The sequence below is a fragment of the Wenyingzhuangia fucanilytica genome, from assembly GCF_001697185.1.
Lineage (GTDB): Bacteria > Bacteroidota > Bacteroidia > Flavobacteriales > Flavobacteriaceae > Wenyingzhuangia > Wenyingzhuangia fucanilytica.
This window is the reverse complement of the sequence record NZ_CP014224.1, coordinates 145502-168681: the sequence shown is the minus strand read 5'-3', so window position 1 is coordinate 168681 and position 23180 is coordinate 145502. Positions and strand designations below refer to the sequence as shown.

Below are 23180 nucleotides of genomic sequence, written 5' to 3'. Positions count from 1 at the left end.
TTCACAGGAAATCAATTACTTTTGCACTACGATGATAACAGTAGACATAATTTTAAAATACTTTCCGGATTTAACGGAAACGCAAATAGCTCAATTTACACAACTAGAAAACCTTTATAAAGAGTGGAATGCTCAAATAAATGTTATTTCTAGAAAAGATATAGATGAGCTATATATCAGACATATTTTACATTCTTTAGGAATTGCTAAAGTCCAAACTTTTAACCCAGGTTCTAAAATTTTAGATGTGGGTACTGGTGGAGGATTTCCTGGAATTCCATTAGCCATTTTATTTCCTCAAACTGAATTTTTATTAGTAGATTCTATCGGAAAAAAAATAAAGGTTGTTAATGGTGTTGCTCAAGGAATTGGTTTAAGCAATTTAAAAGCTGAGCACATGAGAGCAGAAAAAGTAAAAGGTGAATTTGACTTTATAGTAAGTAGAGCCGTTACTGCCATGCCAGATTTTGTAAAATGGGTAAAAACCAAATGTGCTAAAAAAAGCAATCATCCATTAAAAAATGGTATCTTATATTTAAAAGGAGGTGATTTAACCGAAGAGTTAAAAGATTTTCCTAGCTGTACTTTATATGATTTACCAAATTATTTTGAAGAAGCATTTTTTGAAACCAAAAAAGTAGTACACCTGCCATTAAAATTTAAACCAGGTAAATAAATGAATTTCAAAAGCGTCATTTTATTACTCATGCTTTCTTGCTCTCTTTTTGCGCAACAAGAAGATGATGAGGTTGAAATTTATATAGATGACCATTATCTTGAAGATCAATTTTATTTAGGAATTCAATACAACTTTCTTTTAGGCACAAAAAACGGCATTGAAAACACAGGAGTCCCTTTTAGTATTGAAACAGGATTTATAAAAGATATTCCTTTAAACCGAGCTAGAAACAAAGCTTTAGGAATAGGTATAGGTTACAACTTTGATGTTTTAAGACCCAATATTGCCATTACTAAAAATGGTGATGATTTGGTCTACAACATTAACAACAACTACAGCAGGTATGATTATAGCTCACACAACCTTGAGTTTCCAATAGAATACCGATGGAGAACCTCAACACCTACCAACGATAGTTTCTGGCGAATATATTCTGGTGCCTCTTTTGTTTACAACCTAAGTAACAGTGCTAGTTTTGATGATAATAGTGGAAACACAACAAAATTTACAAACCTATCTGCATTTAACAGCACAAACTTTACTTTGTATACTTCTATTGGTTTTGGTACTTGGAATTTTCACGTAAAATATTACTTAAATCCTCCGTTTAAAGACAGTGTAAGAACCGAAACTGGAGAAAAACTAAGCTTTAATCAACTAAAAGTTGGTGTAATGTTTTACATCTTATAACACAAAACTGATTAAAATAGGCAATAACAAGCCCAAAGCAGTTCCAAGTATAATTTCTTTAAAATTATGCGCTTTTAATTTTAACCTTACCGTTGCTAACAAACCGGTTAATATAAACAATAAAGCAATAACAAGAACAGGATAATCGTATACAGATCCGTATACAATGGTAAAACCTAACAAGCCTGCCATCCCTAGCATATGCAAACTCACCTTTATTTTTTTATACAACAAAAAAATAGTGACTATTAATCCTAATGCCGTAGCATAAGCTAAAATAGTTAGCTCTCTTAATTGCCAAATACGTCCTAGCATTTGTGCTAAGAACACATAATTAACAATCATTAAAGCCACTGGTAATTTTCTTTCATGTGCAGTAGTTACTTGAACACTTTTAATGTAACCCATAAATCTTAATAAAAATATGGTTAACAAAGGCACCAAAAATGTAGCTCCAGTTACAATGAAAAAGATTAAATATATCTGCATTTTAGATATGGGCAAAGGCAATACATTTAAGTAAACCCACGTACCAAACATGGGCAAAAAAATAGGGTGTAATATTACAGATAAAGCCTTGTATATTTTGTCCATACTTTATATTTCCTTTCTTAATCTCGCAACAGGAATATCCAGCTGTTCTCTATACTTTGCTACTGTTCTACGAGCAATTAAATACCCTTTTTCTTTTAAATGTGCTGATAACTTATCATCGGTTAACGGTTTCTTTTTATCCTCATCTTCAATAACCGTTTTTAAAATACTTTTAATTTCTCTAGTAGAAATATCTTCCCCTTGATCGTTTTTCATCGACTCTGAGAAAAATTCTTTTACCAATTTAGTTCCGTATGGTGTTGAACAATATTTACTATTAGCAACCCTTGAAACAGTGGAGATGTCCATGTCTATTTTCTCTGCCACATCTTTTAAAATCATTGGCTTTAGTTTGCTTTCATCTCCAGACAGCAAATATTCTTGTTGCATTTCCATAATGGTACTCATGGTTACCATTAAAGTTTGTTGACGCTGTTTAATAGCATCTATAAACCATTTTGCAGAATCTAATTTTTGCTTAATAAACTGCACAGCATCCTTTTGCGATTTGGTTTTTACTTTTGCCTCTTGATAACCTTTTAACATGTTATTATACTCTCTAGAAACGTGTAATTCAGGTGCATTTCTTGAGTTTAACAACAACTCTAACTCACCATCATTAATTCTTATGGTAAAGTCTGGCACAACTTGTTCTGCTATTTTAGAATTCCCAACTATAGCTCCTCCTGGCTTTGGATTTAATTTTTCAACCTCTTTAATTGCTAATTTTAATTCCTCTTCTGTAATATCAAATTTAGCTAATAACTTATCGTAATGTTTTTTTACAAAAGCATCAAAAGCAGTGTCTAGCATTTTAGCAGCCAACTCAACCGATCTTGTTTGATTTTTGGCTTCTAACTGAATAACTAAACATTCTTTTAAATCCCTTGCTCCCACTCCTGTTGGCTCTAATTTCTGAACCACATCATACAAGATGTCATCAACTTTATTTTCATCAACAAAAATATTTTGGGTAAATGCCAAATCATCAACAATATCAATCGTATCTCGTCTTAAGTATCCATTATCATTAATACTCCCTACCAAAAATTCGGCAATTAAATATTCTTCATCACTTAAACTAAATGTATTTAGTTGATTGATTAAGGATTGATGAAAACTTAAACCACCCGCATAAGGCACTTCTCTATCTTCGTCATCGGCAGAATAATTGTTTGCTTGTAGCTTGTAACTAGGAATATCATCATCACTTAAATACTCATCAATATTGATGTCATCAGCCGCAATAGACTCATTTCCTTCATCTGCGTAATCATCGTAGTTATCTTCGTACGTTTCCTCTTGTTCCTTCCCAGACTCTAACGCAGGATTTTCTTCAATTTCTTGTTTCAACCTCTGTTCAAAAGCTTGGGTAGGTAGCTGAATCATCTTCATCAACTGAATTTGCTGAGGAGATAATTTTTGAGATAATTTTAAATTTAAGCTTTGTTTTAACATAATATTGGTTGGGTTCTACAGAACTATTTCTCTAAGATAATAAAGTATTTATTAGAAACAAGCGAATGCCTTATCAAAATTAATACCAAACTTTTAAAACGTGTTTTTTAACATTGTTTAAGAAATTAAAAATATTGTTACACAAAGGCTAAATGACTATATTTAACTATAACAACAAAGTAATATAACACTTTATGAATATTGAGGAAATAGACAATATTGAATTAAAATATCTAGATATAAACGACTATCAAGAGTTAAAAGAAGCTATGATGGTTGCCTACAAAGCTCTAGACGATTCTTATTGGGAAAAATATCAAATACAATCTTTGATAGATAAATTTAAGGAAGGACAAATTGTAATTAAAGTAAACGGACAATTGGCCGGTTGCGCCCTTTCTATTATTGTAAATTACGATGAATTTTCTGACAATCACACTTACGAAGAAATTACAGCCAACTACACTTTTAACTCCCACAGCAACGAGGGAGATATGTTGTACGGAATTGATGTATTTATAAAACCTGAGTTTAGAGGTTTAAGACTAGGTAGACGTTTGTATGATTACCGAAAAGAATTGTGCGAAAACCTAAACTTAAAGGGAATTGTTTTTGGAGGAAGAATTCCTAATTACCACAAACACGCCCACAGGATAAAACCCAAGACTTATATAGAAAAAGTTAAACGTAAAGAAATTAATGATCCCGTTTTAAACTTTCAGATTTCTAACGATTTCCACCCTACTAAAATTATGACTGGTTATTTAGAAGGAGATACTGCTTCTAATGATTTTGCGGTTTTAATGCGTTGGGATAATATTTACTATCAAAAGCCTACTAAAGTAGCAGCTCAAACAAAAGAAATTGTTCGTTTAGGATTGGTACAATGGCAAATGAGACCCTATAAAAACTTAGATGATGTATTACAACAGGCAGAGTTTTTTGTTGATGCTGTATCTGGGTACAGATCTGATTTTGCTTTGTTTCCAGAGTTTTTTAACGCTCCTTTGATGGCAGAAAACAATCACCTACCTGTGTCCGAAGCTATTAGAGAACTAGCCAAACACACACAGGATATTGTTCAAAAATTTTCAGAACTATCTATTTCTTACAACATTAATATTATTGCCGGAAGTATGCCCGAAATGAAAGGGAGCAAACTTTATAACGTAGGATATTTATGTAAAAGAGATGGATCTGTAGAACGATATGAAAAAATTCACGTTACACCAGATGAAGAAAAAGTATGGGGAATGCAAGGAGGAACTGAAGTAAAAACTTTTGATACCGATTGTGGAAAAATTGGAATTTTAATTTGTTACGATTCTGAATTTCCAGAACTAAGTAGACTACTAGCCGATGATGGTATGGATATTTTATTTGTTCCTTTTTTAACCGATACTCAAAATGGATATTCTAGAGTTAGGTATTGTGCACAAGCAAGAGCTATAGAAAACGAATGTTATGTTGCCATAGCCGGTAGTGTGGGTAACTTACCAAAAGTAGAAAACATGGATATTCAGTACGCACAATCTATGGTATTTACTCCTTGTGATTTTGCCTTTCCTACCAACGGAATTAAAGCAGAAGCCACCCCAAATACCGAAATGATTTTAATTGCTGATGTAGATTTAAGTTTGTTAAAAGAATTAAACCAACATGGTAGTGTAAGAAACTTAAAAGACAGAAGAAAAGATTTATACGAATTGAAGAAAAAATAAAAAATAAAGTTTTTTCACTAAATTTAGAACACTAAACCAAAATCTAAAAAACAATGAAAAACAAAATTCTTTTTGTAGTGAGCCTATTATTTGGGCTAATGTTTATAAATGCTGGACTCAATAAGTTTTTTAACTACATGCCCATGCCCGAAGAAATGCCTCAAGAATTATTAGATGCTATGACAGCAATGATGAGTCTTAAATGGTTGATGCCTTTAGTAGCTGTGGCGGAAATTGTTGGAGGAGTTCTATTTATTTTTAACAAAACAAGAGCCTTGGGAGCTATTATTATTTTACCTGTAATGGTAGGGATTGTACTTTTTCATATTGTTACCGAACCAGATGAATTAATTATGCCATTTGTTTTAAGCGCAATTCTTGCTTGGGTGATGATAGAAAATAAAGACAAATACACACCCTTACTTAAATAAAAACTAAACAAAACCACAAAGCGCCTAAACATATTGTTTAGGCGTTTTTATTCATAACTTATTCTCTATATTTGTTATGCGTCAATAATATTATCCATTCCATATTCATGTCTGACATACTGCTAGATTTATTTTTACCTTGTTCTTTAGCCATCATTATGCTTGGGATGGGGATGTCACTTACCATTCGTGATTTTTCAAGAATCTTTAGACAGCCCAAAGCCGCTATTTTAGGAATTATCAATCAAACCATTATACTGCCACTAATTGCTTTTGGTCTAGCCATTTTTTTTAAACTAGATACCACCATGGCTGTAGGTTTAATTATCTTAGCTTCCTGCCCTGGAGGTCCTACAAGTAATATCATCACCCAAATTTGTAATGGAAACTTAGCCCTATCTGTTACTTTAACTGCTGTTATCAGTTTTATCAGTATTATCTCTACACAAGTTACTATTTCCTATGCGCTAAGTTATTTTAACACTTACTCTAACATTAAAATAGAACTACCATTTGCCGAAACCGTAATGCAAATTATGGCTATTACCGTTCTTCCAATCACAATAGGAATGATGATAAAAAAATATCATCCAAAGGTTTCATCTCGTATGATAAAACCTATGAGAACTGCCTCTACAATTATTTTTATTTTGATTTTAACCGGAATTATTGCCACAAACTACAGTACTATAGGAGATGCGATTCAAAGAGTAGGATGGGTAACTTTACTATTAAACCTTAGCATTATTGCATCTGGATTTTTATTAGCCAAAATTTTTAAACTTCATTTTTCTGATGCCATAGCTATTGGGGTAGACGGAGGTATACAAAATGCAACTTTAGCCATTGTTATTTCAACTTCTATGTTAAACAATATTGAAATGGCCATACCTACAGCTGCTTATTCTATTTGGATGTATATTACAGGAGGAATATTAATGTGGATTCTAAGTAAAAAGAATCAATAATTTATCCACTACCATTAACGCTTTACCCAATACTCCCCTCTCTTTCTCCCAAAATTTATTTTTTTTTGAAAAAAAATAAAACCGTTTAGATTTCTTTCTCGTAGATATTGCAAATAACATTCACATGAAACGTTTTTGCAGTATTCTTATCATCTTAATTCATAGCTTTTCTTTTGCCAATGCAATTGACTGGCAAGAGTTATCTGCCAAAACCTTTGAACAAGCCAAAAAAGAAAATAAAATTATTCTTTTAAATCTGGCTGCTAACTGGTGTCATTGGTGCCATGTAATGGATGATGAAACTTATGAAAACAACAAAGTCATCAGTTTTTTAAATCAACATTTTATTAGTGTAAAAGCAGATCAAGATGCAAACCCTGAATTGTCTAACAGGTATAAGGATTACGGTTGGCCTGCTACTATTTTTATTAATGCAGATGGAATTGATATTGTAAAAAGAGCTGGGTTTATAGCTCCTGATAATTTTCTAAAACTATTAAAAGCCATTGTTAAAGACCCAAGTCCAGAAGAAAACCCTGTTGATTTTACTAAAGTCATCAATAACAATCAAAACAACAACACTCTAATATCCACCTTAGAGAATAACTTTATCAACTCTTTAGATTTTAAACAAGGAGGATTTAATCAAGCTCAAAAATATATTGAATACGCCACTTTTGAAAAAGCACTATTTAACAGCAAACATCCTAATATAAAAACATGGATTTACAATAGTATTAAAGGAGCTAAAAAACTAAGCGACCCTGTTTGGGGTGGTGTTTATCAATATTCAACTCATGGAGATTGGGAACATCTACATTTTGAAAAATTATTAAAAATACAGGCTAGGTATTTAAATATTTTTTTACTGAATTACCAATATAACAGAGATGAAAATTCTTTAGTATATGCTCAAAACATCATTAAATATATTGATGAATTTTTAATCCATAAAAACGGACTGTATAGTAACGCACAAGACGCAGATTTAATTCAAGGTAAACATGCTGCTGATTATTTTAAGCTAAACAATATAGAAAGAAGAAAGTTAGGAATTCCAAAAGTTGACCAAAACACTTTTACAGACAACAATGCAGCTATGGGTACTGCCCTATTAAGAATGTACCATGTTACACATAACAAAAAGTATTTAAACAAAGTTAAAAACATAGAAAATGCTTTGTACAAGCGAAAGAAAACATCTGGTTTATACGCACATGGCAGTGAAGAGAGCAAAATTACAAGTCTAAGAGATCAAATAGCTATGGCTAATTTTTTAATCAGCCTTGTTAAAAATGACATCAACAACAGTAAAGCAAAACAAGAGCTAAGATCAATTTGTATGCAAATTAAAAAGAACTATTTATTAGAAAATGGTGCTTTTAAAAGTTTTAGCGGAAACAATGGGTTGACAGCCCAACCATTAAAGGAAGAAAACATCAGTATAGCAAGAATTTTTAACTGGTATGGATACTACTCAAAAGACAACAACTATATCAATATTGCTAAAAAAACATTTCAGTTTTTAACCTCAAAGGCATTGATTAAAGATTATTATTCAGAAGCCTCTTTACTGCTTTTAGCCTATGAGTTAAAACAAGAACCTACACAATATGTGTATTTAGATACTGGAAAAGGAAATGAATTTAACCATGCTTTACAAAGTATGTTGCCATTTTACAGTATGGTTTATAGCGGGAAAATTCATCAACTCCCAAAAGAAAAACAAGAACTATTTGGAAGCTTTAAAGAAAATGTACTGTTTAGCTGTACTTCTACTTATTGCTCTACACCTATATACTCGGAGGAGGAACTCAAAAAAGAATTAAATAAAAACAAATAATAATTATTAAAAATCAAATCTTATGAAAAATTTCACAAAAAACTCGTTATTAACAGGATCATTAATTGCTGGAGCTTTAGTATCATCTACCGATGCAACTGCAACAAATTTAACTGTTGATTATTTAGGAACAGGATCACAAGTTCGTACACAATTATTAACTAACACTACCAATCTTTTATCTTCTGCTGTTGATGGATTAAAATCTATTCAAGGAGCTTGTGGAGAAAAGAAAACGACTGATGCAAAATGCGGTGAAGCAAAGGCTAAAGACGCTAAGTGTGGTGAGGCTAAAGCTAAGGATGCTAAATGCGGAGAAGCAAAAGCTAAAGATGCTAAATGTGGTGAAGCAAAGGCTAAGGATGCTAAGTGTGGTGAAGCGAAAGCGAAAGACGCTAAATGCGGTGAGGCAAAAGCTAAGGATGCTAAATGTGGTGAAAAGAAATAACAATCGCCCCTAAAAATTTATTAGACGGATCGATTTTAATATTGATCCGTCTATTTTAAACAAAAAATTATGGTAGGAATTGGATACAGAAAAGACTTTGCAGAAGATTTTGCAAGCAACAACATTCTAACACCTTCTTTTATAGAGGTAGCTCCAGAAAACTGGATGAACGTTGGTGGATATTATAAAAAGTTATTTGACAAAGCTTTAGAAAAACATCCACTTTTTGTACACGGCCTATCTTTATCTGTAGGAAGTCCTGAAGGAATTGATATTGACTTTGTAAAACAAGTAAAACAGTTTTTAGACGATACCAACACGGTTGAATACTCTGAGCATTTAAGTTTTTCTAAATGCGATAATGCTCATTTATTTGATTTATTACCCATTCCTTTTACCCAAGATGCAGTAAAACACGTAGCCAAAAATATTCGTTTGGCTCAAGATATTTTAGAAAGAAAAATTGCCATAGAAATTGTGAGTTACTACTCTCCAATTGCAGCAGAAATGACGGAATTGGAATTTATTAACAACGTAGTAAAAGAAGCAGACTGTAATCTATTGTTAGATGTAAATAATATATATGTTAACAGTTTTAATCATCAATACAATGCTAAAGAATTTTTAGCAAACCTTGATTTAGACAGGGTAAAATACATACACATGGCAGGTCACACTCAAGTTTCTGATGATTTGATTATTGACACCCATGGAGAAAACATTATAGATCCCGTTTATGATTTGTTTGGTTTCGCCATGCAACAATTACAACGTGATGTACCCGTATTGTTAGAGCGAGATTTTAACATTCCTGAATTGGACATTTTACAATATGAAATGAATCAATTACAAAACATAAAAACCAATAGTTTAAAAAAACATTCCCATGTTATTAGCTAAAACACATCAACACCAAAGTAGCTTGGCTACTTATTGTAGAACAGGAGACCTTGTTGACATAAAAGGTGCTGTGCAAAAAAACCTAACACATTACAGGCGTTTGGTTTTTAACAATGTGTTAGATACTTTAGAAACTGCCTATCCTGTTGCTAAAAACTTATTAGGCGATGACCATTGGGAAAACATTGTGAATTGTTTTTTTAGTACTTACAACATACAAAGTCCACAAATTTGGAGGATGCCCGAAGAATTTAAAAACTACCTTATTAAACAAGAAGATGAGCTATTAAAAACCTACCCTTTTTTAGAAAATCTATTAGAATTTGAATGGCTTGAAGTAGAAATTTTTATGATGCCTGATGTGCCTTATGAAAAACCTAAAGATGGTTTTTATGTACTAAACCCGGAAATAGATATATTGATGCTTTCTTACCCTGTACATATTAAAAGTCCACATTTAATTACAGAAGAGGATAGAGGTTCTTATTTTGTTTCTCTTCACCGAAATCCTGATACAGGCTCAGTTCAATTTACCAATTTATCTATTCCCTTTGTAGATGTTTTAGAACATTTATCTGCAAATCCTTTGACGGAACAAAACATCAAACAAATTCTAAAAAAATACGCATCCGAAAATGATGTAAATGTTGCTTTTAAAGAATTTATTGAGCAATCTTTGGTTACACAATTACTATTTAAATAATTACCCCTAACCCAAGACTAATTAAAAACCAAAACAGCCTAATCAAAAAATGATTGGGCTGTTTTTTATGCTTTTATAACTGATAATTTACTTTGTTAAAAACTCAGTTACGTTTTTGTTTATTCTGTCTAACACATTAGAAATATCTGCTTTTACAAAAGTTTCTCCTGTAATTTGCTCGTATAACTCAATATATCTGTTAGAAATTTCTTCTATTTTTTCATCAGTCAATTCAGGAATTTGTTGTCCTTCTTTTCCTTGGAAACCGTTTTCTATTAACCATTGACGAACAAATTCTTTAGACAATTGCTTTTGAGCTTCTCCTTTGTTTTGTCTTTCTTGATATCCTTCTGCATAAAAATAGCGAGAAGAATCTGGCGTGTGAATTTCATCAATCACCACAATTTTTCCATCTGCTGTTTTTCCAAACTCATATTTGGTATCTACCAATATCAATCCTCTATCTGCAGCTAACTCAGTTCCTTTTTTAAACAAAGCCAAGGTATAAGCCTCTAATTGTTCGTAATCTTCTTGAGATACAATTCCTTTAGCTAAAATTTCTTCTCTAGAAATATCTTCATCATGATCTCCTAAATCAGCCTTAGTGGTTGGAGTAATAATTGGATTTGGAAACTTATCATTTTCTTTTAATCCCTCTGGCATGGTAATTCCACACAACACTCTTTCTCCACTAGCATAAGTTCTCCAAGCATGACCTGTACAGTACCCACGCACTACCATTTCTACTTTAAAAGGCTCACAAGCATACCCAACAGTTACATTAGGATCTGGTGTTCCCAACACCCAGTTTGGACAAATATCTTTGGTGGCTTCTAACATTTTAGCCGCAATCTGATTTAAGATTTGTCCTTTATAAGGAATTTGTTTTGGCATAATTACATCAAAAGCAGAAAGTCTGTCTGATGCAATCATCACTAATTTTTCGTTTACGGTATATACTTCACGAACTTTTCCTTTATAAATAGCTGTTTGCCCAGGAAAGTTAAAATTGGTATCGTTAATGGTGTTACTCATCTTATGAATTAATTTGATGCAAAAATAACTAAAGTTTATAAAGTTATCAGGTTACAAAGTTAAAAGTTTAAAGACCGACCTTTTATATCTTTACCAACTTGATAACTTTTGACTTACTCAGTTTCTATACTTTTATATGCCGTAATAATTTCTTTTACCAAACGGTGACGAATCACATCTTTTCCATCTAAATAAACCTGCGCAATTCCTTTTACATCCTTTAAAGCCAATAAAGCTTCTTTTAATCCGGAAACTTGTTTTCTTGGTAAATCTATTTGTCCTGGATCTCCTGTAATCACAAACTTGGCTCTTTTTCCCATACGAGTTAAGAACATTTTCATTTGGCTATGAGTGGTGTTTTGGGCTTCATCTAAAATAACAAAAGCATTGTCTAAAGTTCTACCACGCATAAAAGCTAGAGGTGCAATTTGTATGACTCCTTTTTCTAAATGAGAAGCCAAACGTTCTGCCGGAATCATATCTCTTAATGCATCGTATAAAGGTTGCATATAAGGATCTAACTTTTCCTTCATATCTCCAGGTAAAAAACCTAAATTTTCTCCAGACTCCACCGCAGGTCTTGTTAAAATAATTTTTTTGACTTCCTTTTCTTTTAAAGCTCTTACTGCCATGGCAACAGCAGTATAAGTTTTACCTGTACCAGCAGGACCTACTGCAAACAACATATCATTAACAGCAATGGCTTTTACCATGTTTTGTTGATTTTCTGTCTGGGCTTTGATAAAATTCCCACCTACTCCATGTACCAAAACATCATCGTATACGCGTTTCTTTTGTAATTCTTTTTGCGATGCCAATAACAATTGTTCTATACTGGTTTCATCTAACTTATTATACTTAATAAGATAATTGACAAGTACTTGAATTCTTTTTTCAAATTCATCTAACAAAACAGGTTCTCCAAAGGCTTTAATCACATTGCCTCTAAATACTATTTTTAATTTAGGATAGTAAGATTTAATTAAATTTAAATGCGAATTATTAGATCCAAAAAAGTCTACTGGATTGATTTCTTCTAGGGTTATTAAGCGTTCGTTCAAGTTAAAAATCTGTTTATAAATTGCCCTTACAAAGTACATAAATATCATTTACAATTCTGTAAATTTGCTTAGAATAATTATCACAAAAAAACTTATTACCACTCCCATTGTATGGCATTTATTACCCTAACTACAGATTTTGGAAGAAAAGATCATTTTGTGTCTGCAGTAAAAGGAGCCATATACACTTTATTGCCAGAGGCTAATATTGTTGATGTATCTCACGAAATTTCTCCTTTTAACATTACGGAAACTGCTTATATTCTAAAGAATGCTTATAAAAGTTTTCCTAAAGGAACTATCCATATTATTGGGGTAGATTCGGAAATGACTCCTGAAAACAAACACATTGCCTTGTTGTTAGACGGTCATTATTTTGTTTGTCCAGACAATGGAATTATGTCTATGATTGCTTCGGAAATCAACCCGACAAAAGTGGTAGAAATTAATATACACGACAGAATAGAAACTAGTTTTTCTGTGTTAGATGTATTTGTAAATGTAGCTTGCCATATTGCTAGAGGAGGTACTTTAGAAGTTATAGGAAAACCTCTTTCTGAAATTACTAAAATGGTAGAGTTACAACCTCAAATTGTTTCGGAGAGTAAAATTATTGGTTCTGTTATTTATATTGATAATTACGGAAATGTAATTTCTAACATCACCAAAGAAATGTTTAACACAGTGGGTAAAGGAAGAAAATTTACCTTATCCGCAGGAAGGTACAACTTTAAAAAAGTATTAAGTAAATACAGCGATATTGTTGACTTTAAACTACCTATTAACGAACGAAATTCTGCGGGGAGTAAGTTGGCTTTGTTCAACTCTGGAAATTATTTAGAAATTGCCATTTACAAAAGTAATTTACAAACCGTTGGAGGAGCTTCTAGTCTACTTGGTTTAGATTATAGAAGTAGCGTTAGTGTAGAATTTGAAAAAGACACACCTGCCTAATGAAAGCCATTTTTAACAAAGAAATACAATCTTTTTTTAGTCATGCGGTAGGCTATTTATTAGTCTCTTCTTTTCTAATTATAAACGGATTGTTGCTTTGGGTTTTTAAAGGATACAGCAATGTTATTTATAGTGGATTTGCCAATATCAACGCTTTTTTTAACAATAGTTCTTGGGTACTAGCTCTGTTGATTCCTGCCATCACGATGAAAAGTTTTGCTGATGAATACAACAACGGAACTTTAGAGATTTTAAAAACATTACCTATTTCTCACACTCAAATAATTCTTGGGAAATTTTGGGCTTATATTGCCATTATAATCATTGCACTTATTCCTTCTTTGGTTTTTGTATACAGTACTTATCAACTAGGAAACCCTGTTGGAAATATAGACTTAGGGAGTACCTTTGCCTCTTATTTAGGATTGATTTTACTATCCGCTACTTATATAGCTATCGGAATTTTTAGTTCTATCATCATGAAAAACAACATCAGTGCTTTTATTTTAAGCATACTCATTAATACCCTATTGTACTTTGGTTTTTCTGCTTTAGAAAATTTATCAGAAACAACTACTTACGGATGGAACGCTTTAGGAATTCCAGAACATTTTAATAGCATTAGTAGAGGAGTGATTGATACTACAGACCTTGTCTATTTTATCTCTATTAGTTTTGCTTTTTTAGCACTTACCAAATTAAAACTAGACCATGAATAAAAAGAAAAAACAGATCTTTTTAATGATGGCATTTCTTGTTTTGGTAAACATTATCGCCACTCAAATACATTATAGATGGGATGTAACCAACGACCAACGTTATTCCATTTCTACACCCACCAAAACGCTATTAAAAAACTTAAAAAAAGAAGTAGAGATTTCCGTTTTTTTAACTGGTGATTTACCTTTTGATTTTGAAAGATTAAGCAAAGAAACTCTTTACTTTCTAGAAGAAATTAATGCTAAAAAAAGCAGTATTACTTTTAAGTTTATCAATCCGCAAGGAAAAGAAGAAAGTTTGATAAACCAAGGATTAAATCCAAGTAGACTAACTGTTCAAGAAGATGGAAAAGTATCAGAAAGTGTTATTTTTCCTTATGCTATTGTAAGTAGCGGTAAGAAAAAAGCATTGGTTAACTTATTAAAAAGTTCTTATTTTGAAAGTCAAGACTCACAAATAGAGAACTCTATTCAACATTTAGAATTTGCTTTTGCAGATGCTATTCAAAAAGTAACCGCCGTAAAAAGACAAAAAATTGCCATTATTAAAGGAAATGGTGAGTTAGAAGATATTTATCAATATGACTGGTTAAAAACTTTGGGAGAAAATTACTTACTTGCTCCAATTACCTTAGATTCTGTTAACCATCAACCACAAAAAACATTAACAGAATTACAGCAATTTGATTTAGCAATTATTAGCAAACCCACAGAAGCTTTTACCGAAAAAGAAAAATTTGTTTTAGATCAATTTACCATTAACGGAGGAAAATCTATTTGGCTATTAGACATGGTTCACACACCCAAAGACAGTTTAATGCAAAATGGAAAAGTTTTGGCTTATCAGCGAGATTTACATCTAACCGACTATTTATTTAACTACGGAGTTAGAATTAAAAAACATTTGGTGAGAGATTTATACGCAGCTAGTATTCCTTTAGCCACAGGAAAAGTAGGAAACAACCCTCAGTTTGATGAATTTTTATGGGACTATTATCCGCTCATCAAAAGCAACAACAAACATGTAATTAGCAAAAATATTGGAGAAGTAAAATTAGAATTTGTTAATAGTATTGATACTTTAAATCCGAATATCAAAAAAACACCTTTGTTAGAAAGTTCCGCACTTACCAAAACACTTACCGTTCCTAGTTATGTAGATTTGGCTAGCATTGCAGAAAATGCAGATATCAAAACTTACAACCAAGGGAGTAAATTATTAGGAGTTTTGTTAGAAGGAAATTTTGAATCTGCATACAAAAACAGAATCAAGCCTTTTAAAAATAATTTCATTTCAAAAGGAACAAAAAACAAAATGATTGTGATTGCCGATGGAGATATTAGCACCAATCAAATAAGTAAAGGACAACCTTTAGAACTTGGATTAGACAAATGGAATCATCAATACTACAGCAACAAAGAGTTTTTAATGAATGCTGTTAACTATCTCCTAAACGATGATGGTTTGATACAACTACGTTCTAAAAAAGTAGTACTTAATACTATTAACAAACCCAAAGCCTATCAAGAAAAATTAAAATGGCAGTTGATCAACCTTACTATTCCAGTAAGCATTTTAGCTATTTTTGGTTTGATTCATTTTTATCTCCGAAAACGAACCTTACAGTAAAAACAGTGATTTTATAAAGGTAAAACTGTTTAAAATAGCTGTTTAACAACTCAAAGTTAAGCCTATATCTCATCAAAAAGGTTATTAACACTTTGGCGAATTATGTTCAAAAGATTTATTGCAATCAACAGCATTTCAACCTATATTAGCTACTATATTTAAAGTATTATTCCATACAACATAACCATATGAAATTTATAGTCTCAAGCTCACAATTGTTAAAACAGTTGCAAGTTTTAAGCGGTGTTATTAGCGCAAGCAGCACCTTACCTATTTTAGATAATTTCTTATTTGAATTAAGCGAAAACGAACTAAAAATATCTGCTTCGGATTTAGAGACGACTATGTCTACTACTATCGAAGTACAATCTGATAGTGAAGGATCTATTGCTGTTCCTTCAAGAATTTTATTAGACACTTTAAAAACGCTTCCTAACCAACCTTTGACTTTTAAGATTGAAGGAAATAGTGAAGTTGAAATTACCTCTGAACAAGGAAATTATGGAATGCCATTTTTTGAAGGAAGTGATTTTCCTAAAGCTGTTTCTTTAGAAAACCCAAGCACTACTTTAGTTCCTGCAAATGTTTTAGCCAATGCTATTTCTAAAACTATTTTTGCTGCTGGTAACGATGATTTAAGACCTGTAATGAGTGGTGTTTTCTTTCAATTTGGAACAGAAAACTTAACTTTTGTTGCTACAGATGCTCATAAATTGGTTAAATATACTCGTACAGATGTAAAAGCAGATGAGTTGGCAGAATTTATCATGCCTAAAAAACCTTTAAATATTTTAAAAGGAATTTTAGCGACTTCGGATGCTGAAGTTTCTATTTCTTACAACGAATCTAATGCTAAATTTACTTTTGACAACGTAACTTTAACTTGTAGATTGATTGATGGAAAATACCCTAACTACAATGCGGTAATTCCTAAAGAAAACCCAAATAAGTTAACCATTTCTAGAGGTTCTTTTTTAAACTCTACCAAACGTGTGTCTATTTTCTCTAGCAAAACAACACACCAAATTCGTTTAAAAATGGCAGGAACAGAATTAAATATTTCTGCAGAAGACATTGATTTTTCTAACAAAGCAAACGAACGTTTGAACTGTGATTATCAAGGAGACGATTTAGAAATTGGATTTAATTCTCGTTTTTTAACAGAAATGTTAAACAATTTAGCTTCAGAAGATGTTCAATTAGAAATGTCTTTACCAAACAGAGCTGGAATTTTAACCCCTGCTGATGGTACCGAAGAAGGAGAAGAAATTACCATGTTAGTAATGCCTGTAATGTTAAGCAACTAACAATTATACTTTATATTCAAAAGGCGTTTCGCATTCGTGTGAAACGCCTTTTTTTATTAACTTCATCTTGTCAAAAAAACAGCTATGAATTTTCTTGCCCACTTGTATTTAGCAAACACCGATAAAGAAATCATCATCGGTAATTTTATAGCTGATACAATTAAAGGAAATCAATTTCATCACTTTTCTGATAAAATTCAGTTCGGTATTAAAATGCATCGAGCTATTGATGTTTTTACGGACGAACATCCTATTTTTAGACAAAGTAAAAGAAGACTAGACGATAAATATAGATTGTACAAAGGCGTAATTATAGACATTATTTACGATCACTTTTTAGCTAAAAACTGGCTGCAATATTCAACTACTCCATTAGATGTTTTTAGCCAAGAAATTTACACCTTATTGTACGATCATTTTGAAATTTTACCCGACAGAGCTAAACACCTCTTGCCATATATGTCTAATCAAAATTGGCTGTACAGCTATAGAACCATTCATGGAATCACAAGTATTTTGCATGACATGAATGTAAGAACTAAAGGTTTATCCAAAATGAATGAAGCCGTTATAGACCTTAAAGAGAATTACACTATTTTTGAAAAAGATTTTACTGCCTTTTTTAAAGAATTAGAAGCATTTTCATCAACTTATCTAAAAAATTATGACAGCAAAAACCATAAGTAACGGACTTTTAAGAACCATTGCAATACTCGCTGGAATTATTGCTTTAATTTGGTTTTTTATACAAATACAAACCATTATTGTTTACATACTTGTCTCTGCTGTTTTGGCTTTAATTTCTAGACCTTTGGTTAGGTTTTTTAAACAAAAATTAAAGTTTAAAAACAGTTTTGCTGTAATCACTACTATTTTAATTTACACCTTTTTTATTGCGGTTATCATCAATTTATTTGCACCATTAATTAGCAAACAAAGTGAAAATATTGCTTTATTAAACTCCGAAACTTTTAAAAAGAACATCACTCATATTAGCAATGAAGTAAACGAATATTTACTTCTTAAGAATATTGATATTTTAGAAAAAACAAAAAACATAGATTTTTTACCTGGAGTAAAAAACATTCCTAATGTAATCAATGTTGTTTTATCAAAACTAGGTTCTTTTAGCATGGCTTTGTTCTCTATCTTGTTTATTACTTTTTTCTTTATGTTAGATGCTAAGATTTTATCAAAAGGAACTTTTGTTTTAATACCTCAAAACCATCTAATTCACGCAGTAAGGTCTGTAGAAACTATTAAAGATTTACTCTCTCGTTATTTTATTGGCTTGGTAATTCAAATCAGTATTCTATTTTGTATCTACACTTTAATTCTAAGTATTTTTAACATAGAAAATCCTATTATTATTGCCTTTTTATGTGCCTTATTTAATTTGATTCCTTACATAGGTCCTTTAATTGGTGCGGTTGTAATGTTTATTTTTGCCACCACTAATAACTTAGCTTTAGATTTTCAAACAGAAATTTTACCTAATACTTTATACATCATGATAGGGTATGGTATTGCACAGTTGATTGATAATTTTGTTAGTCAACCCATTATATTTTCTAAAAGTGTAAAGTCACATCCTTTAGAAATTTTTTTAGTGATTATGATTTTTGGAAACCTTTTTGGCATTTTAGGAATGGTGATTTCTATTCCAGTTTACACTGCTTTAAAAGTAATTGCTAAAGAATTTTTTTATAAGTACCAAGCAGTAAAATTACTGACCAAAGATTTTTAATTTGAACGTAGCCATTTTACAAAAAGAGGTTCAAGATTTTATTTCTCAAAACCTACAAACAGATATTACCAAATTGGTTTTAAAAGGAAGTCCTTTTAAAACCATTACTACTCCTGAACTTGTTGAACAAATTGAAGCTAAAAAAAAGTGCGACAAAAAATTACCTAATTGGTACAAAACAGATAATATATACTATCCAAACAAATTAAACATAGAGCAAACTTCATCAGAAGCTACTGCTCAGTTTAAAAGTTCTTTAATTAGCGGAAATACTATTATTGATGTTACTGGTGGATTTGGAGTAGATTGCTATGCATTTTCAAAACATTTTAATTCTGTTAAGCATTGCGAATTAAACAGTGATTTATCGGCTATTGTAAACCACAATTTCCAACAGCTTGAGGTTAAAAATATTACCACAGTTGATGGAAATGGAATTGATTACATTCTAAACAACAACATTTCTTATGATTGGATTTACATAGATCCATCAAGAAGAAATGATATAAAAGGAAAAGTATTTCTATTAGAAGATTGTTTGCCAAACGTTCCTTTACATCTTAAAGATTTATTAGAAAAAAGCCAACAAATACTTATTAAAAACTCTCCTTTAATGGATATTACAAGTTGTGTTCAAGAACTACAATTTGTAAAAGAAATACACATTATTGCGCTACATAATGAGGTAAAAGAGGTATTGGTTTTTATAGAAAAAGATCATGCTAATGAAATAACTATAAAAGCTACCAACTTAGGAAAAGAAACACAAAGTTTTGAATTTACTTACTTACAAGATTACGATTACGAGCTTTCTCTACCTTTAAAATATTTATACGAACCCAATAGTGCTATTTTAAAATCTGGTGGATTTTCGGCCGTTGCAAATCAATTTAGGCTTGGTAAATTACATCAACACTCCCACTTATACACTTCTGATGATCTTATTGATTTTCCTGGAAGGCAATTTGAAATTCTTGAAGTATTATCCTATAATAAAAAGGAACTTTTAAAAAGATTACCCTTAAAAAAGGCCAATATCACCACAAGAAACTTTAAAGAAAGTGTAGCTAATATTCGCAAAAAAACAGGAATCAAAGACGGAGGAGATATTTATTTGTTTTTTACCACAAATAAGAAAGAAGAACAAATTGTTCTTCTTTCTAAAAAAATATAAATTTTCCTTTTTCTATTGTCATGAACACATTTCGTGTCGCCTGCAATCATATATTTATAAATATAAAGTGCTATGCTTCATAAATATAGCGAAAAATTTCTTCATAAATAAAGTTTAACTGTTCTTCTTGCATAATATATGGAGGAACTATGTACAAAGTATTCCCTAAAGGCCTTAAATAAATCCCCTTATCCATAAAATAATTAAAGATTACATTTCTGTCTTTTCCATACCTATCAATAGAAATATTTAGGTCAATTGCTAAAATCACCCCTTTAACTCTAATGTTTTCAACCTTAGAATGATTCCTTAATTTATCAGCAAAAATTAAGTGATTTTGGTTAATCATTTTAATTCCTTGCTGTATTTCGTCAGATTGAATCAACTCAATACTAGCAATTGCTGCGGCACAAGTAATGGGATTAGCCGAATAAGTATGACCGTGAAAAAAACCCTTAGCAATCTCATCTGCATAAAAAGCATCATAAATTTTCTGAGTACAGGTTGTCAATCCCATTGGAACCATTCCAGCCGTTAAGGCCTTAGACAAACACATAATATCAGGTTTGTTTTGCAACTCATCAGCAGCAAAAATACTTCCTGTTTTACCAAAACCAGTCATCACCTCATCTGCCACACAAATCACATCATTTTTCTGTGCTATTTCTATCAGCATATCTAAATGTTCAGCTTTATGCATACGCATACAATTAGCTCCTTGCACCAAAGGCTCAAACACAAAACAAGCCACTTCATCTGTTTCTACAATTGCTGTAAAAGCGTTAATGACATCTTTTAAATTAGCATCATTAGGAACCGAAATTCTATCTATATTTAAAACAACGTCTTCAAAAGGACCATTATACACATCTAGGCCAGAAACAGACATTGCTCCAAAAGTATCTCCATGAAATGCATTTTCAAAAGCAATGATTCTCAACTTTTTTTTACCTTGGTTAAAATGGTATTGCAAACTCATTTTCATTGCGATATCGACCGTAGTAGAACCATTGTCCGAAAAGAATATTTTTTGTTGGTTCGACGGCAAAATTTCCATCAACTTTTCTGAAAGCTCCACAGCGGGTTCATGAGTAAACCCAGCAAACACAACCTGATCTAATTGAGAGACCTGATCTGTAACTTTTTTTACCACCTGCGGATGACAATGTCCATACACACATGTGTACCAAGAAGAAATAGCGTCTATATATTTATGCCCTTGTTCATCATATAAATAAATGCCTTTAGCACTTTTTATAGCCAAATGATCTTTGGTCATTTTGTGCTGGGTTAACGGATGCCATAAATGTTTTTGATCTCTTTTATTTAAGCTCATTTTCTAAATTTTCTTTAAATAAATCTGCATACTTTTTTACTACAGATTTATCAATTACAGCCTCTTCTTCTACTCGACCAATCACCTTTACCCCAGTCATCTTTTTAATAATGTCTTCGGTAGTTTTATGCTCATTTCCACTAAAAACAATCACAACATTAAAACCTTTTTGCTTTAACAATTCAACAGTCATTAAAGTGTGGTTGATGCTTCCTAAGTAATGTCTAGATACCACCACTACTAAAGCTTCTTTTGGAATGATGTCTATTATTAATTCTTGATGGTTGATTGGCACTAAAATTCCTCCTGCTCCCTCAATAACCAAATTATTCTCAGTTTTTGGGGTGATGATTTTATCAAGCTCAATAGTTATTCCATCAATATCAGCAGCCGCATGTGGACTCATTGGCGTATTTAAGGCATAAGTGATAGGATGAAAAGTAGAAATCTGATTAGAAATTAAACTCTTTACTTTATCTGCATCAGAAAATGATAATTCTCCAGCCTGTACTGGTTTCCAATAATCTGCATTTAATGCCTCAACCAAAATAGCAGACACTAATGTTTTTCCTACTTCTGTAGAAATACCTGTTACAAAAATTGATTTTGACATGGCTTATAATTCTTTTATTTAACAAGTGAACTCAACAATAACAATAAGTCCTTAATTTCTTTTTTGCTATTATGAGCGTGTAAACAAATTCTCAATCGTTCCTGACCTTTAGGAACCGTTGGGGACATAATAGGTTTTACTAAAAAACCTTGCTCTTGAATACTTAAAGCTACTTTTTTTACTTCGTCATTTCCAGGAACTAAACAACATTGAATAGCACTGATACTTTCAATAAAATAATCTTTTAGATGTAATTCCTCTAGCTCATTTTTAAAATAAGTAATGTTCTCTTTAAGTAAATTAATTGCTTTTCCTTTACTCAACTCAGCAAAAGCAGCCTTTATAGTTGCTACAGCGTGTAACGGAATAGCAGTAGTATAGATAAAAGCTCTAGAAAAATTGATTAAATAATCTCTTAAATCCGAAGAACCTAAAACAACTGCTCCATGACAACCTAATGCTTTTCCAAAAGTATGGACTCTTGCAAAAATTTTAGATTCGACTCCTAATTCACAAGCCAAACCTTTTCCATAGTCACCAAAAACTCCTCCTGAATGGGCTTCATCAACAATTAAATTTGCATTGTGTTTTTCACATAAAGCAACTAGCTTCTTTAAAGGAGCAACATCACCATCCATAGAATACACAGTTTCTACTGCAATATATATAGTTGTTGCAGCTGTTTTAAACCTAAGTATTTTAGCTTCTAAATCCGCTAAATTATTGTGCTTAAACTTATAGTTATTTGCAGTACTTAATCTTATTCCATCCCTTACAGAAGCGTGAATCAATTCATCAAACAACAAAACGTCATTTTTTTGAAGAATGGATGAAAACAAACCAACATTGGCATCATAGCCAGAATTGTATAGCAAGCCCGATTGAGCATTGTGATATTGAGCCAATTCATTTTCTACCTCTAAATGTAAAGGATGAGTTCCCGAAATCAGTCTTGAACCCGTACTACCATTCTGCACACCAGAATCCAATAAAACATGAGATGCCCTATTGGCTATTACTGATGATTTTGCAAAACCTAAATAATCATTAGAATAAAAATCCACTCCTAAAGGATTGGCTACATGCAAAGTTCTTAACGCATTATCTTTGCGTCTGTCTTGTAGTTTTTTCTGTAATGATGTTGGGAGTTCCTGCATGCTACAAAAGTA

At 31.7% G+C, this 23180-nt stretch carries 23 protein-coding genes; 16 read left to right on the top strand and 7 right to left on the bottom strand.

The window, feature by feature from the left end; all coding sequences use genetic code 11:
* Positions 1 to 31 precede the first annotated feature (31 nt).
* Entirely contained in the window at positions 32 to 676 is a 645-nt protein-coding gene (rsmG, locus tag AXE80_RS00770; protein WP_068824018.1) for a 16S rRNA (guanine(527)-N(7))-methyltransferase RsmG, read from the top strand.
* Positions 677 to 1369 carry an outer membrane beta-barrel protein gene (locus AXE80_RS00765; RefSeq protein ID WP_068824017.1) on the top strand — a complete coding sequence of 231 codons (693 nt, stop codon included), beginning with the start codon at positions 677 to 679 and terminating at the stop codon, positions 1367 to 1369.
* Here AXE80_RS00765 and AXE80_RS00760 read toward each other — a convergent pair.
* Both AXE80_RS00760 and rpoN read right to left on the bottom strand, forming a co-directional pair.
* Entirely contained in the window at positions 1364 to 1963 is a 600-nt protein-coding gene (locus AXE80_RS00760) for a hypothetical protein (protein ID WP_068824016.1), read from the bottom strand. The genes AXE80_RS00765 and AXE80_RS00760 overlap by 6 nt on opposite strands.
* A gap of 3 nt (positions 1964 to 1966) precedes the next feature.
* Positions 1967 to 3421, bottom strand: a complete 1455-nt coding sequence (rpoN, locus tag AXE80_RS00755) for an RNA polymerase factor sigma-54 (RefSeq protein ID WP_068824015.1) — start codon at positions 3419 to 3421, stop codon at positions 1967 to 1969.
* Positions 3422 to 3615: 194 nt separating this feature from the next.
* On the opposite strand from rpoN, the gene AXE80_RS00750 reads away from it, so the two are divergent.
* From AXE80_RS00750 to AXE80_RS00720, 7 genes are all read left to right on the top strand, one after another.
* Positions 3616 to 5142, top strand: a complete 1527-nt coding sequence (locus tag AXE80_RS00750; RefSeq protein WP_068824014.1) for a bifunctional GNAT family N-acetyltransferase/carbon-nitrogen hydrolase family protein — start codon at positions 3616 to 3618, stop codon at positions 5140 to 5142.
* A 53-nt stretch (positions 5143 to 5195) separates the two neighbouring features.
* Complete coding sequence (locus AXE80_RS00745; RefSeq protein WP_068824013.1) at positions 5196 to 5573, top strand: DoxX family protein; 378 nt, start codon at positions 5196 to 5198, stop codon at positions 5571 to 5573.
* A gap of 107 nt (positions 5574 to 5680) precedes the next feature.
* A complete protein-coding gene (locus tag AXE80_RS00740; RefSeq protein ID WP_068824012.1) occupies positions 5681 to 6541 on the top strand; it encodes a bile acid:sodium symporter family protein in 861 nt (286 codons plus the stop codon).
* A gap of 124 nt (positions 6542 to 6665) precedes the next feature.
* Positions 6666 to 8384 (top strand): DUF255 domain-containing protein, encoded by a 1719-nt coding sequence (locus tag AXE80_RS00735; protein ID WP_068824011.1) that lies wholly within the window; start codon positions 6666 to 6668, stop codon positions 8382 to 8384.
* A gap of 22 nt (positions 8385 to 8406) precedes the next feature.
* Positions 8407 to 8832 carry a hypothetical protein gene (locus AXE80_RS00730; RefSeq protein ID WP_068824010.1) on the top strand — a complete coding sequence of 142 codons (426 nt, stop codon included), beginning with the start codon at positions 8407 to 8409 and terminating at the stop codon, positions 8830 to 8832.
* A 69-nt stretch (positions 8833 to 8901) separates the two neighbouring features.
* Positions 8902 to 9732 carry an HvfB family MNIO-type RiPP peptide maturase gene (locus AXE80_RS00725; protein ID WP_068824009.1) on the top strand — a complete coding sequence of 277 codons (831 nt, stop codon included), beginning with the start codon at positions 8902 to 8904 and terminating at the stop codon, positions 9730 to 9732.
* Positions 9719 to 10435, top strand: coding sequence for an HvfC/BufC N-terminal domain-containing protein (locus AXE80_RS00720; RefSeq protein ID WP_068824008.1), 717 nt, complete (start codon positions 9719 to 9721; stop codon positions 10433 to 10435). The genes AXE80_RS00725 and AXE80_RS00720 overlap by 14 nt, the downstream gene beginning before the upstream one ends.
* 87 nt (positions 10436 to 10522) lie before the next feature.
* Here the strand turns inward: AXE80_RS00720 and AXE80_RS00715 are convergent, their stop codons facing one another.
* Positions 10523 to 11470 (bottom strand): phosphoribosylaminoimidazolesuccinocarboxamide synthase, encoded by a 948-nt coding sequence (locus AXE80_RS00715; protein WP_068824007.1) that lies wholly within the window; start codon positions 11468 to 11470, stop codon positions 10523 to 10525.
* A gap of 113 nt (positions 11471 to 11583) precedes the next feature.
* Complete coding sequence (locus AXE80_RS00710; RefSeq protein WP_068828573.1) at positions 11584 to 12531, bottom strand: PhoH family protein; 948 nt, start codon at positions 12529 to 12531, stop codon at positions 11584 to 11586.
* Positions 12532 to 12642: 111 nt separating this feature from the next.
* Here AXE80_RS00710 and AXE80_RS00705 point away from each other — a divergent pair, with 111 nt between their 5' ends.
* From AXE80_RS00705 to AXE80_RS00675, 7 genes are all read left to right on the top strand, one after another.
* Positions 12643 to 13485, top strand: a complete 843-nt coding sequence (locus tag AXE80_RS00705) for an SAM hydrolase/SAM-dependent halogenase family protein (RefSeq protein WP_068824006.1) — start codon at positions 12643 to 12645, stop codon at positions 13483 to 13485.
* Complete coding sequence (gene gldF, locus AXE80_RS00700) at positions 13485 to 14204, top strand: gliding motility-associated ABC transporter permease subunit GldF (RefSeq protein WP_068824005.1); 720 nt, start codon at positions 13485 to 13487, stop codon at positions 14202 to 14204. Before AXE80_RS00705 ends, gldF begins: the two co-directional genes overlap by 1 nt.
* Positions 14197 to 15834 carry a gliding motility-associated ABC transporter substrate-binding protein GldG gene (gldG, locus tag AXE80_RS00695; RefSeq protein ID WP_068824004.1) on the top strand — a complete coding sequence of 546 codons (1638 nt, stop codon included), beginning with the start codon at positions 14197 to 14199 and terminating at the stop codon, positions 15832 to 15834. Before gldF ends, gldG begins: the two co-directional genes overlap by 8 nt.
* A 188-nt stretch (positions 15835 to 16022) precedes the next feature.
* The gene (gene dnaN / locus AXE80_RS00690; RefSeq protein WP_068824003.1) at positions 16023 to 17141 is read left to right on the top strand and encodes a DNA polymerase III subunit beta; all 1119 of its coding nucleotides are present in this window, start codon (positions 16023 to 16025) and stop codon (positions 17139 to 17141) included.
* Positions 17142 to 17225: 84 nt separating this feature from the next.
* Positions 17226 to 17828, top strand: coding sequence for an acyl carrier protein phosphodiesterase (locus AXE80_RS00685; RefSeq protein WP_068824002.1), 603 nt, complete (start codon positions 17226 to 17228; stop codon positions 17826 to 17828).
* Positions 17806 to 18888 carry an AI-2E family transporter gene (locus AXE80_RS00680; protein WP_068824001.1) on the top strand — a complete coding sequence of 361 codons (1083 nt, stop codon included), beginning with the start codon at positions 17806 to 17808 and terminating at the stop codon, positions 18886 to 18888. The genes AXE80_RS00685 and AXE80_RS00680 overlap by 23 nt, the downstream gene beginning before the upstream one ends.
* Position 18889: 1 nt before the next feature.
* The gene (locus AXE80_RS00675) at positions 18890 to 20062 is read left to right on the top strand and encodes a THUMP-like domain-containing protein (protein WP_068824000.1); all 1173 of its coding nucleotides are present in this window, start codon (positions 18890 to 18892) and stop codon (positions 20060 to 20062) included.
* A 70-nt stretch (positions 20063 to 20132) separates the two neighbouring features.
* Here the strand turns inward: AXE80_RS00675 and bioA are convergent, their stop codons facing one another.
* From bioA to AXE80_RS00660, 3 genes are read right to left on the bottom strand one after another with little or no spacing between them, the layout of a single operon-like run.
* Entirely contained in the window at positions 20133 to 21398 is a 1266-nt protein-coding gene (gene bioA, locus AXE80_RS00670) for an adenosylmethionine--8-amino-7-oxononanoate transaminase (RefSeq protein WP_068823999.1), read from the bottom strand.
* Positions 21385 to 22011: a dethiobiotin synthase gene (gene bioD / locus AXE80_RS00665; protein ID WP_068823998.1), complete on the bottom strand. Its 627-nt coding sequence runs from the start codon at positions 22009 to 22011 to the stop codon at positions 21385 to 21387. The genes bioA and bioD overlap by 14 nt, the downstream gene beginning before the upstream one ends.
* A gap of 14 nt (positions 22012 to 22025) precedes the next feature.
* A complete protein-coding gene (locus AXE80_RS00660) occupies positions 22026 to 23168 on the bottom strand; it encodes an aminotransferase class I/II-fold pyridoxal phosphate-dependent enzyme (protein ID WP_068823997.1) in 1143 nt (380 codons plus the stop codon).
* Between the last annotated feature and the right edge of the window lie 12 nt (positions 23169 to 23180).

What these genes read in the sequence shown, in the direction of transcription:
- AXE80_RS00680 (WP_068824001.1), top strand. Translation starts at nt 17,806, where the DNA reads ATGACAGCAAAAACCATAAGTAACGGACTTTTAAGAACCATTGCAATA.
- AXE80_RS00745 (WP_068824013.1), top strand. Translation starts at nt 5,196, where the DNA reads ATGAAAAACAAAATTCTTTTTGTAGTGAGCCTATTATTTGGGCTAATG.
- rpoN (WP_068824015.1), bottom strand. Translation starts at nt 3,421, where the DNA reads ATGTTAAAACAAAGCTTAAATTTAAAATTATCTCAAAAATTATCTCCT.
- rsmG (WP_068824018.1), top strand. Translation starts at nt 32, where the DNA reads ATGATAACAGTAGACATAATTTTAAAATACTTTCCGGATTTAACGGAA.
- gldG (WP_068824004.1), top strand. Translation starts at nt 14,197, where the DNA reads ATGAATAAAAAGAAAAAACAGATCTTTTTAATGATGGCATTTCTTGTT.
- AXE80_RS00750 (WP_068824014.1), top strand. Translation starts at nt 3,616, where the DNA reads ATGAATATTGAGGAAATAGACAATATTGAATTAAAATATCTAGATATA.
- AXE80_RS00735 (WP_068824011.1), top strand. Translation starts at nt 6,666, where the DNA reads ATGAAACGTTTTTGCAGTATTCTTATCATCTTAATTCATAGCTTTTCT.
- AXE80_RS00725 (WP_068824009.1), top strand. Translation starts at nt 8,902, where the DNA reads ATGGTAGGAATTGGATACAGAAAAGACTTTGCAGAAGATTTTGCAAGC.
- gldF (WP_068824005.1), top strand. Translation starts at nt 13,485, where the DNA reads ATGAAAGCCATTTTTAACAAAGAAATACAATCTTTTTTTAGTCATGCG.
- AXE80_RS00730 (WP_068824010.1), top strand. Translation starts at nt 8,407, where the DNA reads ATGAAAAATTTCACAAAAAACTCGTTATTAACAGGATCATTAATTGCT.
- AXE80_RS00760 (WP_068824016.1), bottom strand. Translation starts at nt 1,963, where the DNA reads ATGGACAAAATATACAAGGCTTTATCTGTAATATTACACCCTATTTTT.
- AXE80_RS00765 (WP_068824017.1), top strand. Translation starts at nt 677, where the DNA reads ATGAATTTCAAAAGCGTCATTTTATTACTCATGCTTTCTTGCTCTCTT.
- bioA (WP_068823999.1), bottom strand. Translation starts at nt 21,398, where the DNA reads ATGAGCTTAAATAAAAGAGATCAAAAACATTTATGGCATCCGTTAACC.
- AXE80_RS00705 (WP_068824006.1), top strand. Translation starts at nt 12,643, where the DNA reads ATGGCATTTATTACCCTAACTACAGATTTTGGAAGAAAAGATCATTTT.
- AXE80_RS00740 (WP_068824012.1), top strand. Translation starts at nt 5,681, where the DNA reads ATGTCTGACATACTGCTAGATTTATTTTTACCTTGTTCTTTAGCCATC.
- bioD (WP_068823998.1), bottom strand. Translation starts at nt 22,011, where the DNA reads ATGTCAAAATCAATTTTTGTAACAGGTATTTCTACAGAAGTAGGAAAA.
- AXE80_RS00660 (WP_068823997.1), bottom strand. Translation starts at nt 23,168, where the DNA reads ATGCAGGAACTCCCAACATCATTACAGAAAAAACTACAAGACAGACGC.
- AXE80_RS00685 (WP_068824002.1), top strand. Translation starts at nt 17,226, where the DNA reads ATGAATTTTCTTGCCCACTTGTATTTAGCAAACACCGATAAAGAAATC.
- AXE80_RS00720 (WP_068824008.1), top strand. Translation starts at nt 9,719, where the DNA reads ATGTTATTAGCTAAAACACATCAACACCAAAGTAGCTTGGCTACTTAT.
- AXE80_RS00715 (WP_068824007.1), bottom strand. Translation starts at nt 11,470, where the DNA reads ATGAGTAACACCATTAACGATACCAATTTTAACTTTCCTGGGCAAACA.
- dnaN (WP_068824003.1), top strand. Translation starts at nt 16,023, where the DNA reads ATGAAATTTATAGTCTCAAGCTCACAATTGTTAAAACAGTTGCAAGTT.